This is a genomic window from Luteimonas marina (assembly GCF_007859325.1).
GTDB classification, from domain to species: domain Bacteria; phylum Pseudomonadota; class Gammaproteobacteria; order Xanthomonadales; family Xanthomonadaceae; genus Luteimonas; species Luteimonas marina.
Genome location: NZ_VOHK01000012.1, coordinates 1 through 17,777, shown reverse-complemented (window position 1 = coordinate 17,777; position 17,777 = coordinate 1). Strand labels below are relative to the sequence as shown.

Here is a 17,777-nt window from a genome sequence, read left to right as displayed (position 1 = left end):
TCGGTCTTGGCGGTCTTGCCCATGGCGTCGGCGAAGGCGCGGGCCCGACGCGGGTTGATCCGGGTCACCGGGATGCCGGCAACCGCCAGGGCCCGCATCAGCGGGCGCTCATAGCCGCCCGTGGCTTCGAGCAGGACGTTGCCCACTGGCCGGTCGGCCAGCAGCGCCCGCAGCCGGGCATGGCCGTCGGCAGTGTTGGGAAGGGAGAGTTGCTGCGCCTGCGGCAGCAGGCAGACGGCCAGGGAGGCCTTGGAGACGTCGATACCGATCCAGAGGGTCATGGAAGCTCGTAAACTGGGGGACAGGAGAGAGCCGCCTCGTTCCTGCCCACGCTTGTGAAGTTCGAGCTCAGGCTCGTTCAACTGTTCGGGCTATGGCGCGAGGTCGATGTGCGGCGGCCCTGGCTCCTACACGTGCTCGGAACACTGCGGCCTGTCGGCCTGCCGCACATCGCTCTCCACTCCAACTCTAGGCCAAAGCGCTGACACAAGCGGGCCATGCCCGCGACCGGGTCGCGGCGCGACGCCGGGACAACGACCTTGTTCGCTAGTCTCGCGTGGCGACGCGTTCATCCGTGTCGGATCGTCCGTGCTTCGCGGCGCGGTCGCGCCTACATCAGACCATTCCAATCGCGGGGGCCGCGGCAGGCTCAGCGCAGATCGTGGCTCAGCTGGCGGGGCACGCCGTCGGTGAGCAGGGGGCGCGATGCGCCGTCCGGATCCGGGAGCGGGTCCCAGTCCCTGCAGAACAGTTTCTTCGCCAGCTGCGTGGCGCGGTTCGCGATTCCGATCGGTGCGCCCAGCCAGCGCGACACAAGGAAGGCCTTGCGCCGCACCACCCAGTTGTACATCGACTGCTCGGAATAGAAGTTGTAGCCCCAGCGGCGCTCGAACAGGCGCGACGACGGGCCGGTGAGCTTCGGGCCCCAGCGGTAGAAGAAGAAGCGCATGTCCGACAGCACCATGCGCGTGCCGAGGTTGTCGAAGTGGATGACCGACTTTGGCTCGACCACCATGGTCTTTCCCATCGCGGCCAGCTGCAGCGAGATGTCGAGGTGCTCGCGGATCACCATCGACGGCAGTTCGATGCGGCGGAACGCATCGCCGTCGAACAGCACGCAGTGCAGCTCGAAGGTGCCGGTCAGCGAGCGTTCGTCGGGGATGTCGGGCACCTCGGTGCGCCGGAAATGCTTGTGCTCGATCAGGTACGGCGTTTCGCCGACGTCGACCACGCGCAGCTCGCCGGTGTAGAGGTGGTTGCGCAGCGGCGCGCCGCGATCGACGCCCTCGCGCTCGAGGATCAGCGGCGTCACCACCGCGTGGCCGTCGGCATGGGCGTCGAGCAGCGGCTGCAGCCAGCCGGCGGTGACCCGCGAGTCGTTGTCGAGCAGCACCACGGTCGCGGTATCGACCAGCGGCTGTGCTTCGCGCAGCGCGTCCATCGGCGTGCGCAGGCCGAGCTCGAAGAAGCGCACTTCCGCGCGGCCCGCGAGCTGCTTGCGAACCGGATCGATCACGGAGGCGGGATAGTCCAGGTCCATGATCCACAGCTGGAACGGCTGCGGCGTGTGCCGGTAGACGCTGTCGACGCACTCGTCGAGGCCGGAGTAGCGGTCGCGTGGTGTGATGATGATGGTGGTGACGGCGGTCATCGGAGTTCCCTGGCGCTGTTGCGCGCGCGGTCGGCGGCAGCGGGGTGGTCCCCGTGGCGCTTGCCCAGCGCGTGGCGGACGTAATGCACCATGTAGAACGCGCTTTGGGCCGGATTCAGGCCTTCGACCTCGCGGTAGATGCGCCACTGCCAGCCGGCGGCGCGCAGCTTGTTGCTCGACACCGAGCCCTTGCGCACGAGGTAGGAGGCCAGCGGCGTGGCGTCGTGGCCGTCGGCCCGCACGGCGCCCCCGGCGCGACGGACCAGCTCCAGCCAGAACACGTAGTCCTCGTGGCCGATGCGGCGGAAGCGGCCGTCGCCGCCGAGGCGGCTGCGGTCGTAGATGCCGGTGCAGTTGCCGATATGGTTGCTGCACAGCATGTCGCGGTGGTCGACCCTGGCGGGGGGGCGCACGATCCCGAGCTGGCGGCCGTCCTCGGCCACGCGCTGGTAGCTGGCGTAGGCGATGGCTGCATCGTGCGCGTCGAGCGCATCGAGTTGCCGGGCGAGTTTGTCCGGATGCCACCAGTCGTCGCTGTCGAGGAAGGCGACGTAGCGCCCGCTGGCGGCCTCGATGGCGCGGTTGCGCGCGGCGGCGACGCCGGCATTGCGGCCGCCGCGCAGCAGGCGCACGCGCGTGTCGGCGCGGGCGTAGCCGTCGACGATGTCGGCGCTGGCGTCGGTGGAGCCGTCGTCGACCACCACCAGTTCGAGATCGCCATGGCTTTGCGCCAGCACCGATTCGATCGGGCGACACAGGTAACGCTCCGCGTTGTAGAGCGGCATGACGACGCTGACGCACCGGTCGTTCACGCGTCGGTCCGCTGCGCGGGGCGCGACACCAGCCAGGCGTTGAGCGTGGACAGCACGTCCGCGGACTTGAGGTCAAAGGGTGGGGCGAGTGGCACGTCGGCGTCGCGCAGCTGGCGTTCGACATCGGCATCGGGTGCCGACACCTGGCGCAGCAGCGCCTGGTCCGCGCGTGCGTAGAGCGCGAGGAAGTCGTCCAGGCGCAGGCGGTTCATGTACATGTAGCGATTGCCCGCGATGCGCCGGAAGGTCGGCTCGTCGAAGCGCAGGAAGTGCACTGGGCCGATGCTTGCGTCGGAGTGGGAGAAGTGGTCGCTGAAGTCGACGTAGTGGACCAGCAGACCGCGCTCCGAGATCACGCGGCTGCCTTCGTGCAGGATTTCTTCGAGGACCGGGCCGGGGATGTGCTCGAAGACTTCGTAGGAGACGTGTAGGTCGATCGAGCCGTCGGCCAGGTCGGCAAGGCGCGTGGCATCGCCCGGGGCCAGGTAGCGGATCGAGCAGGTGTCGAGGACGCGCTGCAGGTCGAAGTCGTCGGCCAGCAGCAGCAGCCGGCGCAGGCGGTCCTGGTCGAGCCGGTCCCCGAACAGGCGCTCCACCCGCTCGCGCTCGTCGCGGATCTGGCGCAGGTCCTCCTCGACCAGCTCCGGCCGCAGGTAGGGGTTGAGATCGACCGTGGTCACCGAGGCCGCGCCCTGCAGCCACAGCGAGAGAGGCAGGTTCAGGCGCCGGCCGGTGCCGACCTCGAGCACGCGCGCGCCGCGGACCGGGAGTCCTTCGCCGACCGCCGTGGCCGCGACCTCGATGCCCTGGCGCAGCTTGTCCTCGACGTCGATGTCGCGCAGTCCGCCGAAGCGGCGCTGCAGGCCGTAGTAGACCCGGTGCGACAGCGTGTCGGGCAGGGCCGCCACCGCGTTCTGGATCACCGACTTGACGTACCACTTCACTTCGCAGGCCCCCTTGCTTCGGACTCAGGCCGCGGCGCGCGCGGCCATCGAGCCGGCCCACGAGGCTGCGGGCGGCGGCAGCACATGGTCGCGATAGACATTCGGGTCGCCGCCCATGCCGGCTTCCGCGGCCTTGATGATGTTGAACATCTCGCGCGCGTTCACGTAGTGCAGCACGTGCCGCTGGCCGTCGTTGTAGCGCTGCTCGAGGTGGCTGAACATCGCGTCCACCGCCGGGCCGAGCACGACATCCGCATCCTTCTCCGGTGCGCCGTGGGTGTGGATCTTGACGAACACCCACTCCGGGCGGCCTTCGACGTGGATCCCGGCGCGGACCCATCCGTCGACGCGCGCCGGCGTCGGCGGATAGTTGGCGCGGATGTCGGAGTTCTCGACCCGGGGCACGAAGCCGTGGCGACGGTCGCGCCAGTTCAGCCCGATCGGGCCCTGCACCAGCATCAGGTCGCCGCTGGGCGTGCCGCCGGCGCGCACGCGCACGCCGCCGTCGTGCGACTTCGGTTGCTGCGGGTCGTCGCTGGCGTAGTAGATCGAGTTGACGATCCGGGTCTGGGTCGGGCTGGGCGCGGAGGGCATGGTGAAGTCGGCGTAGCAGCCCAGCTCGCGCAGCAGGATCAGTTCGTTGTCCAGTCCGCACCAGCGGCCGTCCGGGCCGGAGTTGTCCAGGCACCAGTTGCCGTGGATGAAGCCGAACATCACCTCGCCGGTCTGCGGATGCCGCGGCAGCGCGCCGTGGCGTTCGTGCAGCAGGGCCTTGAAGCGGGTGATCGTCTCGCGGAAGTTCGCTTCGGTGTCATTGTCGTGGTGCAGGTGCACCTCGATCTCGCCATAGCCGTCGCGGCACAGTTGCTCGAGCTTGGCCAGGTGTTCTTCGAGGTATTCCTCTTCCGGGTAGAAGAAGCCGTGCTGCGGCGGCCGGCCGTCGGCGTCGCGGTGGCGGTCGGCGAGGGCGCGGTAGTCGCGGCACCAGCGGTCGACCCGGGCGCGCTGGGTGTCCAGGTCGGGACGCCCGTGCATCGGCTCGTAGTGGTCGACGAAGCAGAACATGACGTGGGTCGGGCCGTCGTGGCGCGGGCGTCGGCGGCGGCGCAGGTAAGCCGGCAGCCAGATCTGCATGTTGCGGGCGCGCACGTAGCGGCGGACCACCAGCGTGGGGGCGACGAGCAGGGCGAGCGCGAGCAGCGCCCAGGTCCAGGCCGGGATCTGGATCATTGCGGCATCGGCTCCGGCAGCAGGCCCAGTAGCTGGTCGGCGTTGTGCTGCCAGCGGCGCTCGCGTTCGATGTAGGCCTGCGCGGCCTTGCCGACGCGATCGCGCTCGTCCGGCTGCGAAGCCAGCTCCAGCACCCGGTCGACGCAGGCCTTCATGTCCTTGCGCGGGAACAGCCAGCCGGTGGCGCCGTCGTCGATCACCTCGGCGACCGGGTCGTAGTCCGGCGCCACCACCGCCACCCCCATCGCCATCAGTTCGAACAGCTTCATTGGCGAGCCGTACTCGTTCGAGTCGGGCAGGAACGCGTAGTCCATGCAGGCGATCCACTCCGGAACCAGGTGGTGGGGCACCCGGCCGGGAAGGCGGATGCGATCATCCAGTCCGCGTGCCCTGACCTCGCGGCGCACGCCGGGCAGGTCGACACCGTCGCCGACCAGCAACAGTGTCAACGCGGGAACCTCCCGCAACCGGTCAATCACCTCGTCGACGAAACGCGACACGCCGTGCCAGCGGGCGAATACCCCGACGTGGCCGCAGACCACGCGTCCGGCCAGGTCGTGGCGGCGGCGCAGGGCTTCGCGATCATGAACGGACGGGTCGAAGCGCGCGTCGACGGCATTGGGCGAGACCACGCCCGGCGGCAGCTGTCCGTAGTGTTCGGTCAGCAGGTCGCGGAAATACGTGGAGATGAAGACCAGGCCGGTGGCGCGGGTCAGGCACCAGCGTTCGATGCGCCGGGAGAGCGCCTTCAGGTAGAGCGGCCGGACGCGTTCGACCAGCGCCGAGTCGTTGATCTCGAGGATGATCGGGATGCCGCGGCGGCGCGCCATCCGGATCGTCATGAACAGGAACAGCGAGTAGCGTTCGTAGATGAAGTCCGGGCGATCGCGTGCGATCTCGGCGCGGATGCGCCACCAGGTGACGAGGTTGTAGGCGAGTTCGGCGAATTCGAACACGACGCCGGGCAGGCGCGTGACCAGGGATGCCAGCCAGCCGCGCCCGTTGCCGGCGGTTGCCTGGTCATCGCCAGCCGCCCGGTCGCCGCCTGCGGTCGCGGCGCCTGCGGCGGCCTCGGCCAGACCGGGTTCGGCTTCCGGGTCGGCACCGGGAAAGGACAGCACCCGGACCTCGTGCCCCTGTTGGCGCAGGGCGCCGACGATGCCCCGGATATGCACGCCCTCGACGTGGCGGCCGCGGGTTCGGTGGTGGTACAGGACTCTCACGCGCGTCCTGCAGGCATGGCACGTACCGAATAGCCCTGTGCGCGCCATTCCGGCAGCAGGCCGGCAAGGAGTTCGATGGTGCCCGCATTGTCGTCGTGCATCAGTACCACGTCGCCGGAACGCGGCGGATCTGCCTGCACCTGCCGAATCAACACCGGGGCGGGCAGTCGCTCGTAGTCCTGGCTGTCGTAGGACCAGAATGCGATCGTGCGACCGGTACGCGCGAAGCGGGTCAGCAGGTTGCGCGGCAACACCCCGTAGGGTGGGCGGAACGGATGGGTGGCGCGTCCATCGTAGGTGGAAAGGCTGGCGTCGGCGCGCGCGATCTCTTCCATCTGCCGTTCAATCGGAAGATCACTCATGAACGGATGGCCCCACGAATGGTTGCCGAGTTCGTGGCCCTCGTCGACGATCCGTTGCACCACTTCGGGATGGCGGTCGATTCGATCGCCGATCAGGAAGAATGTCGCAGTGGCTCCATGCGCCTTGAGCAGGTCCAGGATCGGTGGCGTATGCTCGGGATCCGGGCCGTCGTCGAAAGTCAGGAACAACACTTTCTCCCGCGTACGCACACGCGTGGTCACCAGGCGCGAAGGCAACAGTCCGAGCAGGCGTGTTTTGCGGGATCTCGGCTGCATGCGCTCAAGGCCGGGTCGGGTCGATGGGTCGTGCCGCATTCTGGAGGATGCGGTCGAGTCGCTCGACATTATCCTGCCAGTCGAAGCGCGATGCGTGGGCGACGATTGCCGGGATCGACCACGTCGTCCCCAGTGCTTCATCCAGGGCCTGCGCCAGCGCGAGGCGATCGTGCGCGGGGACCATCGTGCCGGCGTACTCGGGCAGCACTTCGGGGATTCCGCCAACGCGGGTGGCGACCACCGGCAACCCGCACGCCATCGCCTCCAGCACCACGTTCGGCACGCCCTCATTGTGGCTGGGCAGGCACAGCAGGCTGGCGGCGCGCATCCAGTCCGCCAGTTCGTGGTGCGGGCGGGGGCCGGCAAGCAGCACGTTTTCGGCAATGGCGAGTTCCCGCGCCCGGCCGTTCAAGGCTGCCGCGGCACCGCCGCCCACAAACACCAAGCGTGCCCCCGGATGCCGTTCGAGCACCGCCGGAAACGCTTCGAGCAGGTCGATGCAGCCCTTGCTGACCTTCAGGTTGCCGGCGTAGAGCATGATCGGCACATCCTGTGGCAGGCCCAGTGCACGCCGTGCGTCGCCACGGTTGCCGGGGAAGAAGCGGTCGCCGTCGACGCCGTTGTAGAGCAGGTGCACGCGGTCGTCCTCTACGCCAAGCGCGCGGGCTTCCGCCGACAGTGCCGCGCTGACCGCCACCACCGCACGCGCGCCGCGCAATGCGGCAGCGACCTGGGGTCGGCGCAGGCGGAACTTCGCCTGCACGTTGAGGTCGCTACCGTGCACCTTGACCACGTAGGGCAGCCCGAGACGGCGGGCGAGCATGGCGGTGCCGACGGCATCCGGATAGCCCCAGCTGGCGAGCAGCACGTCGAAGCGCTTGCGCTTCAGGCGCGCGCCGTGCTGGGCCAGCAGCGAGGCGTACCAGGCCAGCCCGTGCAGGCTGCGGCCGATGCCGGGCGGGTACCAGAACGTGAAGTGTGAGGTGCGTGCATGTGCCAGCGCCGGTGGTTCGCCGCCGGGGCCGCGGCGCTCGCGGAAGTCGACCGCCACCAGAACCTCCAGGTCGTGGCGCGCGGCCAGCCGGTCGAACTGCTGGCGGTTGAAGCTGGCGCGCAGCGGATCCCATCGGCTGGGAAACAGGTTGGTCAGCGCCAGGACGTTCATGCGCCCTTGTTCGCGTACACATCCATGTACCGCGCCGACATCACCTCGAAAGTCGCATTCGAAAGCAGCCAGGCGCGGCCGGCACGACCCATCTCCGCTGCGCGGGCAGTATCGGACAGGATCGTTTCAAGGGCGTTGGCGAACGCGACCGGATCCCTTGCAGGCACGACCAGGCCATTGACGCCATCGGCAACGATCTCGGCGTTGCCGCCGACGTCGGTCGCCACGATTGGCAATGCGCTTGCGCAGGCTTCGAGCAGGGCGATGGAGTAGCCTTCGGAAATCGAGGACATCGCGAACAGCGTGAACGCCGGCAGCAGCTGGGGCACATCGGCGCGGTCGCCGAGCAGAAACGTGCAGTCGCCGATGCCCTCTTGTGCGATCGCCGCCTCGATCGAGCTGCGCTCTTCTCCCTCGCCGGCAATGACGAGGGCGACATCGTCGTGCCGTGCGCGAACACGGGCAAATGCGGCGACCATCGTCTCCAGGTTCTTGGCCCAATTGAGGCGGCCGACGAAGCCGACAAGACGTGTTGCAGGCGCCAGGCCAAGCGATTGCACCAGTCGCCTTCGCGCATCGTGATCCCGCTCCCGGAATGGTCCGGTGTGGATGCCGTTGGGCACGATCCGCAGCTTGCCGCGCGAAACCACTCCGGATTCGACGAGTTTCTCGCCGGCGGCTTCCGACACCGCCACCGCAGCGTCGGTCAACCGCATCGACTGCTTGACAAGCCAGTCGCGGCGGCTGGCGCGGATGCCGGCGCCCATCCCGTGCCGCGTGTTGACGACGCAGCGCACGCCGAGGCCAAGCGCGGCCGCGACCGCGTGGTAGTGGGGGATCCCGTTGTGGCTGTGCAGCACATCGGTGCGTTGCGCTGACAGTGCGCGGCGCAGGCGGCGTATCGCGCGCAGGTCGATGCCGTCGCGCTTCCCGCATGCAATCACCGGCACTCCCGTGCCGGCCAACTCGCCAGCGAGTGAGCCGGCGTCGTACAGGCAGATCACCTGACAGTCGTGACCTGCTGCCGACTGTGCCTTCGCGAGGTCGATGACGACGCGTTCCAGCCCTCCGCGGTTGAGATTATCGACGATGTGACTGATCCTCACGGCAGCCTCGACACGGTGACGCGGAACTTTCCGCTGGCGGTCAGCGGGATGTCATCGACCAGTTGAAGATCGAGGCTGGCGTCGTCGCCGAGCACCTTCGAGATCTCGCGCCGCAGGTAGGCCTCCTGCTCAGCGTCGAAGTCGGGCCCCGGCACGAGCTTGAGCGTGAAGCGCTCGAGGCTGTCCTGCACTACCTGGAAGCGGCGTACCCCGGCGACGTTCATGAGCATGGCAGGGAAGAACTCGCCCGGCAGCACGCGGCCGTCGGTCGTGCGGATCGCATCCAGCCGCCGTCCGTCGATCCGGCTCAAGCGCGGTAGACCACGCCGCCCGGTGGCGTGCCATGGGTTCTTGCGGCTGGCGATGTCGCCGTTGACGTAGCGGAGGAAGGGCATGCCCAGGTTGTGCAGGTCGGTAATGGCGAGTTCCCCTGTCTCGTTGCCGTCGTCGGTACGCGACGCATTCACCAGCTCGACCACCAGGTGGTCGGCGCTGACCAGCAGCCCGTCGCGATCTTCCGCCTCGCAGGCGATCAGCATGAATTCGCGACAGCCATAGGTGTTGCAGGTCCGGGCCCCCGGGAACGCGGCTTCGATCACCGGGCGCTGGAAGTCGTGCAGCGCCTCGGCCGCTCCCAGCACCGCCGCCACTCCGGGGATGGTCCGGCCCTGTGCGAGCAGCCACTCCGACAAACGGACAATGGGGTCGACATAGGCCACGATGACTTCTGGCCGCCAGTTCGCGATGGCGTCGGCGTAGGCCGCCATGTTGTCCTCGCGCATCCGGAAGCTGTCGAGGATGCGCCGCTGGAAGGCGGCGTGGTACAGCCGCTCCTTGAGCTGCGCGATGCGGGTCCGTTCGCCGATCGGGCCACCCCACAGGAACAGCGCGCGTTGCCCGATCCGCGCGCCGGCCCAGCCATAGCCGCGCCACATCACCGCGGTGCGGCGGTCGAGACTCTCACGGGTGTAGCCGAAGCGCAGCGGCTCACCGGTGGAGCCGCCGGTGACCTTGTACAGCAACCGGTGCTGCAGGGACCGCGACTTGAGCTGGTCGAAATGGGTACGGATGTCCGCCTTGGTCAATACCGGCAGGCGTGCGTAGTCCTCCATGGACCGGAGATCCCCGGGCTCGAAGCCGATCGCCTGCCAGCGCTGGCGGTAGTACGGCACCTGCTCCCAGCAGTACGCGACCAGCGCCGTCAGCTTGCGCCACTGCAGTTCGGCGATCTGTTCGGCAGGCAGCCACTGGTTGGCCTCGTACTCGCGCAGGTGCTGGAGCGTGTGCCTGCCGCGCGCGGCTTCATATGCCGGAAAGAGGGCATGGCGGAAGGCTCGTTCGTAGAGGTTCATCTGCTTGCCCCCGCGCGCGTTGCCGCCCATCCGAGCAGTCGCCCCATGAACGCCGGGCGGCCGTGGGCGTAACGGTTGTGGATCTCCAGAAAGTGGCGGATATCTGTGGCGTTCCAGACGCCGAACAACAGCGTTCCGGCGAAATACAGCGCCGCGAGCAGCAGCCCGCCAACAGCCAAGGCGGCCAGGGCGGGAAGCTGCCCATCGAGCAGCCAGGCGAGGCCGCCGGCGACCGCGGCTGCGAGTAGGATCCGGAACATGCGGCTCCACTCGAGACTGGCCCCGCTGTAGTGCAGGGCGAGTCCGATCACCAGCGACGCCATCAGTACCGTCGTGGTGCCGGACGCCACCATCGCGCCGGTCAGTCCGTACAGTTTGATCAGGACGATGTCCAGTGCGACCTTCACCAGCGAGCAGACGAGCACGAGCATCATCAGCGCGCGCTGTCGGTCGGAACCCAGCAAGTATGCGGACGCACCCTGCGACAGCACCGAAGCGGCGCCCGCGGACAGGCAGACGGCGAACACCAGGGCGGCTGGCGCGAAAGCCTGCCCGTAGAGCAAGCCGATGATGGTGTCCGCGAACGCAACGCCGAACGCCACCAGCGGCGCCGCAAGCATGCACAGGTAGGTGGTGGACATGGCCAGGCGCCGATTCGCGACGTCGTGTCCCTGGCCCAGCGCGTTGGCCATCATCGGCAGCAGCAGCGCGGCGAAGACCCCCGGCACCAGCAGCAGCGCGCCGGTGGCGAGCTGGTAAGCCACCTTGAACTGTCCAGCCGAGGCGGTGCTGTCGAACAGGGTCAGGAACAGCACCTCGACCTCACTCGCGGTGATGAAGGTGACGGCGACGGTGACCGCGACCAGTGCCGTGTAGCTGCGCAATCGCCGGCGCAGGTTCGCGTCGAGCGGTTCGCGGAGGTCCGGGGGGGGCAGCAGAGGTGCGACCTGGCGCCTCGATACCCACCAGAACAGCAAGCTGGAAGCCATGAATGCGACCAGGAACCATTCCATCGGGCCGTCCAGCAGCCAGGCAGCCAGGACCATCAGCAGGTTCAGGGGCGTCACGATGACCGAGATGGCCGCTGTCACGCGAAAGGCTTCGTAGCCCTTTGCGATGGCGATGTTGAACATGTACATGGCGCGCAGGGCGGTCGTTGCCACCAGGGCAATCAGCAGCGCGGCGTGGTTGAAGTCGGGCATGATCCACGCCCCGTACACCACGAACAGTGTGCCGCCGACCAGCACCGACACGGCGAGGAAGCCAGCCTGCACGCGCCACGCCCAGGTGAGCAGGGGGCGGATCTGCCCATCCCTTCCGGCGCCGCGCAACTCGGCGATGAACTTGATCACTGCACTGGCCACGCCGGCATTGGTGATCGCGACTCCGGTCGCGACCAGCCAGATCACGAGACTGTAGGCGCCGAAGTCCGACGGCCCCAGGTGCCGGGCGATGATGATCGAGGTCAGCATGCCCAGGAAGTACTCGGTGTAGATGCCCATCGAGGAGAACAGGGTGTTCTTGACGATGGTGTTGCGTGTGTTCATCAGGCCGCCAGTACGAACAGGACTTTCACCGTGAGCCACAGCCCGACGATGCTGGCCATCGAGATGACGCACCACTTCAACCAGTCGTGCTGCACGCTGAACACCGGCAGGCCGGCCCAGCGCTCCTGGGCGCCACCGTACCAGCCGGTGACCAGCCCAAGCAGGATGTAGAGAAGGATCACATAGCTCCGGCTGAGGAAGAACGCGCAGGCGAAGAAGCCAACCTGCGCGATCAGCAGGGTCATGGCCATCCGGCGCTCGGCGGTCCACAGCGGCTGGTGCTCGGCATCATCGAGGTTCTCCGGCAGGCGCAGCACCATGATCGGCATCATGAAGCAGTAGACCACCATGGGCAGCCAGACCGTGTAGCCGATGATGCCGGTCTCGGCCAGCACCAGCACGAACGAGTTGTGCGCGGTCAGGTAGGTGTGTTCGGTGAAATTGTTGACGCCCACGCCGAAGATCGGATAGCCGAGGAACATCTGGATGCCGTCGTACCAGGTCTCGATGCGACCGTAGGCGGAGGACTCGCCGGCGTCGAGTTCCTGCATGCGCGTGGGCAGCATCATCAGCACCGTCATGCCGACCGCGCCAAGGGTGCCGGCGATGAGCAGCCCGCGCTTGAGCCATAGCCACACGCCGGCCATCGCCATCACCGCGAGGAAGGCGCCGCGCGAGTCGGTCAGGTACACGCCGTAGACCAGGAGGAGCGCGACCGCCCACCAGAACAGCCGGCGCAGGCCGAGCATGCCGCCGCGGCCGGCCAGCAGCGCCGCCATCGGGATCGCCATCACGAACAGCATTGCCAGGTCGTTGGGATCGCTGAAGATGCCCACGTACTGGATGCGTCCGTCCTGCACCGTGGGCATGCCGGTCCAGCCCTCGCCCAGCTCCACCTGCTCGATGCCGTGCACCGTCAGCACCACGGCTGCCAGCGCGATCACCGCCATGATGCGCAGGCAGTTCTTCGGCGAGTACGCGGCCTGCGAGAGCACCACCATCGCCAGCAGCGCCGGCAGGAAGTCGAGGAAGACCTGCACCCCGCCGCCGACCCAGCCGTTGACCGCCACGGAGAACATGCCGATGACGATGAACACCGCGAACAGCAGGTGGGTCGGCTGGTTGAGCGGGCGCCGGTCGGACGCGAGCGCCCACATCGCAACCGAGCCGAGCAGGGTGATCGGCAGCAGCGGAATGCCCAGGTCCGCCAGCGCGGGATAGTCCTGCGGCCGGATCAGCACCAGCCCCAGCCAGATCAGCAGGAACAGCATCATGCCGGGTACGCCCGCACCACGGACGGATGCGCGAACACCTCCGGCACCGCCAGGATCCCGCGGAACCAGGCCTCGCCGATGCCGCGCTCCACGGCCGTGCGCAGCAGCCGGTAGCGGTCGCCGGCCGGCCACGGGTTGGTGCCGCTGAGGTAGGTGAAGCCGACCCGGAATCCGGCCGCCCGGACCGCCTCGACCACGCGTGCGTCGAACGCATCCGGCCCGCCCACGGGATACGAGACCGCGATCGCCGGCGCGCCGAGCTCGGCGGTCAGCCGCGCCTGGCAGCCCTCCACCTCGGCGCACAGCGCATCGTCCGGCAGCTTGGCGAGCATGCGGTGGTGGACGCCATGGCCGCCGATCTCCATCCCCGCCGCACGCATCTCGCGCAACTGGTCCCAGCTCATCGGCCGGCAATCGGCGTGGCCCTGCGTGCGCGGCCGCCCGGCTTCGCGCTCGAGCCCGTCGATCACCGCCTGCTGGCCGTCGTCGTCGAGGAACTTCAGGCGGTCGAGGAGCGGGGCGACCAGGGCGCGTCGCGCCTCCAGTCCTGCGGGCAGCGGGATGTCGAGATCGAGCGCGGGCAGCCTGAGGCGATCACCGGTTGCGCCCACCACCAGGTGCGCCAGCCAGTCGTAGGCGTAGGGCAGGCCGCTGTCGATGTGGCCGGTGGCAACGAAGAACGTCGCCGGCACACCCAGCTCGCGCAGGATCGGGAAGGCGACGCCGTGGTTGTCGTCGTAGCCATCGTCGAAGGTGACGAGCACCGCATCGCGGGGCAGGGCGGGACCACCCTCGAGCGCGGCCACGACCTCGCGGCAGGACACCGGATGGAACCGGTCGCGCAGCAGCTGCATCTGCCCGCGGAAGGCCGCAGGCGATGCGCTCACCAGGCCCGGATCGAAGCTGAACCGCGCGTCGATCGCGCGGACGCGGTGATAGGCGAGCACGCGCAGGTCGCGGCGGAACCAGCCGCGGATCGTCTGCAGCACCGGCAACAGATGCCACTGGTGCGCGTGCGTGGCCAGCCGTTCGCGACGACTGGCCACGTGCGGGGCCACCTGCTGCGGGTCGATGGCGGCTTCAGCCTGCATGGCGCATCATTCCATGATCACGCGCGACCTGTCCGCGCGCCGTGGTCCATGGTGCAGCGCATTGCTGGCCTGCCGCCGACGCGGCTCCCGTTTGGTGTTGGCAAGCATCCTTTGCCCGAATCGCGTGATCACCGAGCAGACCGACTTCATTGCGCTCTACAGCGAGCTGGGCATCGTGCCCGACTGCACGGTCGACGACCTGCGCCTGGCCTACCGCCGCCGGGTGGCGGACCTGCATCCGGATCGCGCCGGCGCCGCCGGCGAGGACGCGCTCAAGACGCTGAACCTGCGTTACGCCGCGGTCCTCGACTTCCATCGCCACTACGGCCGCCTGCCGGGTGCGGCGCCAGTGCCGGCGGCGCGCCGGGCCGCGGGAACAGTGGAGCCGGTGCATGGGCGGTGGGACGATGAGGGGGCGGATGCGCCGGAGCTGGAGCAACCGGAGCCGCGCAGGCAGTCGAGGGTCGTGGTGTACGGCATCATGTTGTTGGCGATACTGCTGGTCTGGTGGCTGACGCGCACTGATGCCGATTCGCTTGGATTCCATGTTCCTGGTGTTGTCGCAGAAGAACGCGAAAAGGCGTCGCACGCGGCCACCGCGCTGCATCCGGGAATGACGCACGAACAGGTCGCCGCCCTGCTGGGACAGCCGATCATGCGCGAGTCCGGCGACGGACAGTGGCTGTACGGTCCGTCCTGGGTGCGCTTCGAATGCGGCGGCGTCAGCGACTGGTACAGTTCCCCGCTCAAGCCCCTCAAGGCATCGTCCGCCCGGCCATCCGCGGCGGACGACGCCCGGGCTGTCGACAGACGCCGCGGCTGCGCGCCGGGGACAGGCCCGAACCATCCATGGCAGGCGCGATGAACCCACTCCAGGCAAAGCTGCGCAAGGCCGTGCGCCGCACGTGGATGAAGTACGCCATGCGCGGCGTCGGCGGTGCCGACAACTACGAGCGCCTGGACATGGCGTACAGGCTCGGCGACCCGTGGAACATGGAATCGCGGCTGGAGCAGTCGCGCTTCGAGGCCACCAATGCGCTGATCGAGCGTGCGTTCGGCCGGGTCGGCAGCCTGCTCGAAGTGGGTTGTGGCGAAGGGCACCAGACGCTGGCGCTGCGCCGGATTGCCGACGAGGTCTGCGGCATCGACGTCAGCGCCACCGCGGTCGAGCGCGCGCAGGTGCGGGCGCCGGATGCCCGCTTTTCCGCCTGCGACATCCACGGCCAGCCCTGGGGCGACGAACGCCACCGGTTCGACCTGGTGGTCGCCTGCGAGGTGCTCTACTACATCAAGGACATCCCGGCGACGATCAAACGCATGAACCATCTCGGCCGCGCCTGCTTCGTCACGTTCTTCGCCCCGGCGCTGGTGCGCGTCGATCCGCACCTGCAGGGCATCGAAGGCCTGCACAAGGACTGGATGCAGCACGACGGCCAGACCTGGCTGGTGTGCTGGTGGCGCAATCCGGAATGAGTGCGACGGCGATGCGCGATCGCTGCGCGACGGGCGGGGCCTGACGATGTGCGGACTGGCCGGCTATCTCGGAGCCCCGGTGCCCGAAGGCGGGGAACGCGCGCTGCTCGAGCGCATGATCCACACCCTCGCGCACCGCGGTCCGGACGGCTACGGCTACCACGTCGAGCCCGGCGTCGGCCTGGCGCACGCGCGGCTGTCGATCATCGACCTGGCCACCGGCGACCAGCCGATCCACAACCCTGCGTGCACGGTGTGGACGGTGTTCAACGGCGAGATCTTCAACTACGTCGAACTGCGTCGTGAGCTGGAGGCCGAAGGCCGGGTGTTCTACACGCGTTCGGACACCGAGGTGATCGTCCACCTCTATGACCGCGACGGCGACCGCTTCGTCGAACACCTCAACGGCCAGTTCGCGATCGCGCTGTGGGATTCCGCGCGCCGGCGGCTGGTGCTGGCGCGCGACCGTGCAGGCATCCGCCCGCTGTACTGGACGAGGGCGCGCGGCACGCTGTGGTTCGCCTCGGAGATGAAGGCGCTGTTCGCGGCGGTGCCCGAGCGGGCGCGGCTCTCCGTGCGCGGACTGCTGCAGGCCTTCAGCTACTGGGCGCCGCTGGATCCGGATACCGCGTGGGAGGACGTGCACAGCCTGCCGCCCGGCCACGTGCTGGCGATCGAGGCCGACGGCCGCGAGACGCTGACCCGCTACTGGGACTGGACCTTCCCGGATGCCGAAGACACCCGGCCGGCGCGGTTCGGGAGCATCGAACAGGCGGCCGCCGAGTTGCGCGAGCGGCTGATCGACGCGGTCCGCCTGCAGCTGCGCGCCGACGTGCCGGTCGGCGCCTACCTCAGCGGCGGCCTGGACTCATCGGGCATCGTCGCCCTGGTCCGCGGCTTCACCGACACCCCGGTACGCACGTTCTCGGTTGCGTTCGACCAGCCCGAGTTCGACGAGAGCGAACACCAGCTGGCGATGGTCCGGCACCTGGGCACCGACCATTCCACCCTGCGCATCTCGCCGCGGGACATCGGCGCGGCCTTCCCGCGCCTCATCGCGCATGCCGAAACGCCGGTGCTGCGCACCGCCGCGGTGCCGCTGATGCTGCTGGCCGACTCGGTGCGCGCCCACGGCTACACCGTGGTGCTGACCGGCGAGGGCGCCGACGAAGTGTTCGGCGGCTACGACCTGTTCAAGGAAGCCAAGGTGCGCCGCTTCTGGGCGCAGCAGCCGCACTCGACCCTGCGCCCGAAGCTGCTGTCGCGGCTGTACGGCTATCTCGAGAACTCGCCCGCGGCCAACCCCGCCTTCGCCGCCTCGTTCTTCGGCCAGGGGCGGGAGCACATCGACCGCGCGATCTTCGCCCACGTGCCGCGCTGGACCACCTCGCAGCGCGCGTTCGCCTTCCTTGCGCCGGAGTTGCGCGCGCAAGCGTCCGCATGGGACGCGCTGGCGTTCGCCGAATCGCGCCTGCCGGCGGACATCCTCGACTGGGCGCCGCTGGCCCGCGACCAGTACGTCGAGGCCAAGACCCTGCTGGCCGGCTACCTGCTCGCCGCGCAGGGCGACCGCGTGGCGATGGCCGGCTCGATCGAAGGCCGCTATCCCTACCTCGACCACACCCTGATCGAGTTCGCCAACACCCTGCCGCCGTCGTGGAAGATCCGCGGCCTGACCGAGAAGCACATCCTGCGCCGCGCGCTCGCCGATCTGCTGCCGGAGGACATCGCGCAACGCACGAAACAACCCTATCGTGCGCCGGACAGCGCCAGCTTCTTCACCGACGGCAAGCCGCTGGACTACGTGGACGACCTGTTCTCCGCGGACAACCTGCGCGCCAGCGGCCTGTTCGACGTCGAAGCGACCACGCGCCTGTTCGCCAAGGCGCGCGCGGGCAAGGCAGTGGGATTCGCCGACAACCAGGCCTTCGTCGGCGTGCTGTCGACGCTGTTGCTGCGACGGCCGCAATAACTGTAGGAGCAACTGTCTTTGCCTAGTTGGCCGGCACCTTCCATTCGGTCCGATCACGGGCCATGGCATTGAGCCGGGTCAGCAGGACCCGCATGCAGGCGGTGATGGCGACCTTGGCGCACTTGCCTCGCTGGCGTAGCCGCTGGTAACGATCCTTGAAGTCGGGTTGGGTGCGGATCACCGACCAGCAGGCCATGTACAACACCCGGCGGATCGGTGCCCGCCCGCCGCGGATGCGGCGTTTGCCGGCGTGCTGGCCGCTGTCCACGTTATAGGGCGCCAGCCCGGCCAAGGCGGCG

Annotated in this window: 17 protein-coding genes; 3 read left to right on the top strand and 14 right to left on the bottom strand. The window is 68.7% G+C overall.

Annotated features, from left to right (window positions below; genetic code table 11):
• From FQY83_RS17315 to FQY83_RS17255, 13 genes are all read right to left on the bottom strand, one after another.
• The coding region (locus tag FQY83_RS17315) for an IS110 family transposase (RefSeq protein ID WP_146389464.1) at positions 1-281 on the bottom strand (281 nt) is incomplete at its 3' end.
• A 368-nt stretch (positions 282-649) separates the two neighbouring features.
• Complete coding sequence (locus FQY83_RS17310) at positions 650-1,651, bottom strand: glycosyltransferase family 2 protein (protein WP_146389462.1); 1,002 nt, start codon at positions 1,649-1,651, stop codon at positions 650-652.
• A complete protein-coding gene (locus tag FQY83_RS17305) occupies positions 1,648-2,463 on the bottom strand; it encodes a glycosyltransferase family 2 protein (RefSeq protein WP_146389460.1) in 816 nt (271 codons plus the stop codon). The genes FQY83_RS17310 and FQY83_RS17305 overlap by 4 nt, the downstream gene beginning before the upstream one ends.
• The gene (locus tag FQY83_RS17300) at positions 2,460-3,407 is read right to left on the bottom strand and encodes a methyltransferase domain-containing protein (protein WP_146389458.1); all 948 of its coding nucleotides are present in this window, start codon (positions 3,405-3,407) and stop codon (positions 2,460-2,462) included. Before FQY83_RS17300 ends, FQY83_RS17305 begins: the two co-directional genes overlap by 4 nt.
• Before the next feature lie 24 nt (positions 3,408-3,431).
• Positions 3,432-4,637, bottom strand: a complete 1,206-nt coding sequence (locus FQY83_RS17295; RefSeq protein ID WP_146389456.1) for a hypothetical protein — start codon at positions 4,635-4,637, stop codon at positions 3,432-3,434.
• Positions 4,634-5,860 carry a glycosyltransferase gene (locus FQY83_RS17290; protein WP_146389454.1) on the bottom strand — a complete coding sequence of 409 codons (1,227 nt, stop codon included), beginning with the start codon at positions 5,858-5,860 and terminating at the stop codon, positions 4,634-4,636. The genes FQY83_RS17295 and FQY83_RS17290 overlap by 4 nt, the downstream gene beginning before the upstream one ends.
• Positions 5,857-6,498, bottom strand: a complete 642-nt coding sequence (locus FQY83_RS17285; protein WP_272952470.1) for a polysaccharide deacetylase family protein — start codon at positions 6,496-6,498, stop codon at positions 5,857-5,859. Before FQY83_RS17285 ends, FQY83_RS17290 begins: the two co-directional genes overlap by 4 nt.
• Positions 6,499-6,502: 4 nt before the next feature.
• A complete protein-coding gene (locus tag FQY83_RS17280; protein WP_146389450.1) occupies positions 6,503-7,663 on the bottom strand; it encodes a glycosyltransferase in 1,161 nt (386 codons plus the stop codon).
• Positions 7,660-8,769, bottom strand: a complete 1,110-nt coding sequence (locus FQY83_RS17275; protein ID WP_146389448.1) for a glycosyltransferase — start codon at positions 8,767-8,769, stop codon at positions 7,660-7,662. Before FQY83_RS17275 ends, FQY83_RS17280 begins: the two co-directional genes overlap by 4 nt.
• Positions 8,766-10,151, bottom strand: coding sequence for a phenylacetate--CoA ligase family protein (locus FQY83_RS17270; protein ID WP_238333547.1), 1,386 nt, complete (start codon positions 10,149-10,151; stop codon positions 8,766-8,768). Before FQY83_RS17270 ends, FQY83_RS17275 begins: the two co-directional genes overlap by 4 nt.
• Positions 10,118-11,668: an oligosaccharide flippase family protein gene (locus tag FQY83_RS17265; RefSeq protein WP_146389444.1), complete on the bottom strand. Its 1,551-nt coding sequence runs from the start codon at positions 11,666-11,668 to the stop codon at positions 10,118-10,120. The genes FQY83_RS17270 and FQY83_RS17265 overlap by 34 nt, the downstream gene beginning before the upstream one ends.
• Complete coding sequence (locus tag FQY83_RS17260; RefSeq protein ID WP_146389442.1) at positions 11,668-12,942, bottom strand: O-antigen ligase family protein; 1,275 nt, start codon at positions 12,940-12,942, stop codon at positions 11,668-11,670. Before FQY83_RS17260 ends, FQY83_RS17265 begins: the two co-directional genes overlap by 1 nt.
• Entirely contained in the window at positions 12,939-14,033 is a 1,095-nt protein-coding gene (locus FQY83_RS17255; RefSeq protein WP_146389440.1) for a polysaccharide deacetylase family protein, read from the bottom strand. Before FQY83_RS17255 ends, FQY83_RS17260 begins: the two co-directional genes overlap by 4 nt.
• Before the next feature lie 13 nt (positions 14,034-14,046).
• On the opposite strand from FQY83_RS17255, the gene bamE reads away from it, so the two are divergent.
• From bamE to asnB, 3 genes are read left to right on the top strand one after another with little or no spacing between them, the layout of a single operon-like run.
• Positions 14,047-14,898: an outer membrane protein assembly factor BamE domain-containing protein gene (gene bamE / locus FQY83_RS17665; protein ID WP_158636552.1), complete on the top strand. Its 852-nt coding sequence runs from the start codon at positions 14,047-14,049 to the stop codon at positions 14,896-14,898.
• Positions 14,895-15,506, top strand: a complete 612-nt coding sequence (locus FQY83_RS17250) for a class I SAM-dependent methyltransferase (protein WP_158636551.1) — start codon at positions 14,895-14,897, stop codon at positions 15,504-15,506. The genes bamE and FQY83_RS17250 overlap by 4 nt, the downstream gene beginning before the upstream one ends.
• Before the next feature lie 46 nt (positions 15,507-15,552).
• Positions 15,553-17,478 carry an asparagine synthase (glutamine-hydrolyzing) gene (gene asnB, locus FQY83_RS17245; protein ID WP_146389436.1) on the top strand — a complete coding sequence of 642 codons (1,926 nt, stop codon included), beginning with the start codon at positions 15,553-15,555 and terminating at the stop codon, positions 17,476-17,478.
• A 22-nt stretch (positions 17,479-17,500) separates the two neighbouring features.
• Here asnB and FQY83_RS17240 read toward each other — a convergent pair.
• A partial coding sequence (locus FQY83_RS17240; RefSeq protein WP_146389139.1) for a transposase occupies positions 17,501-17,777 on the bottom strand: 277 nt, incomplete at its 5' end.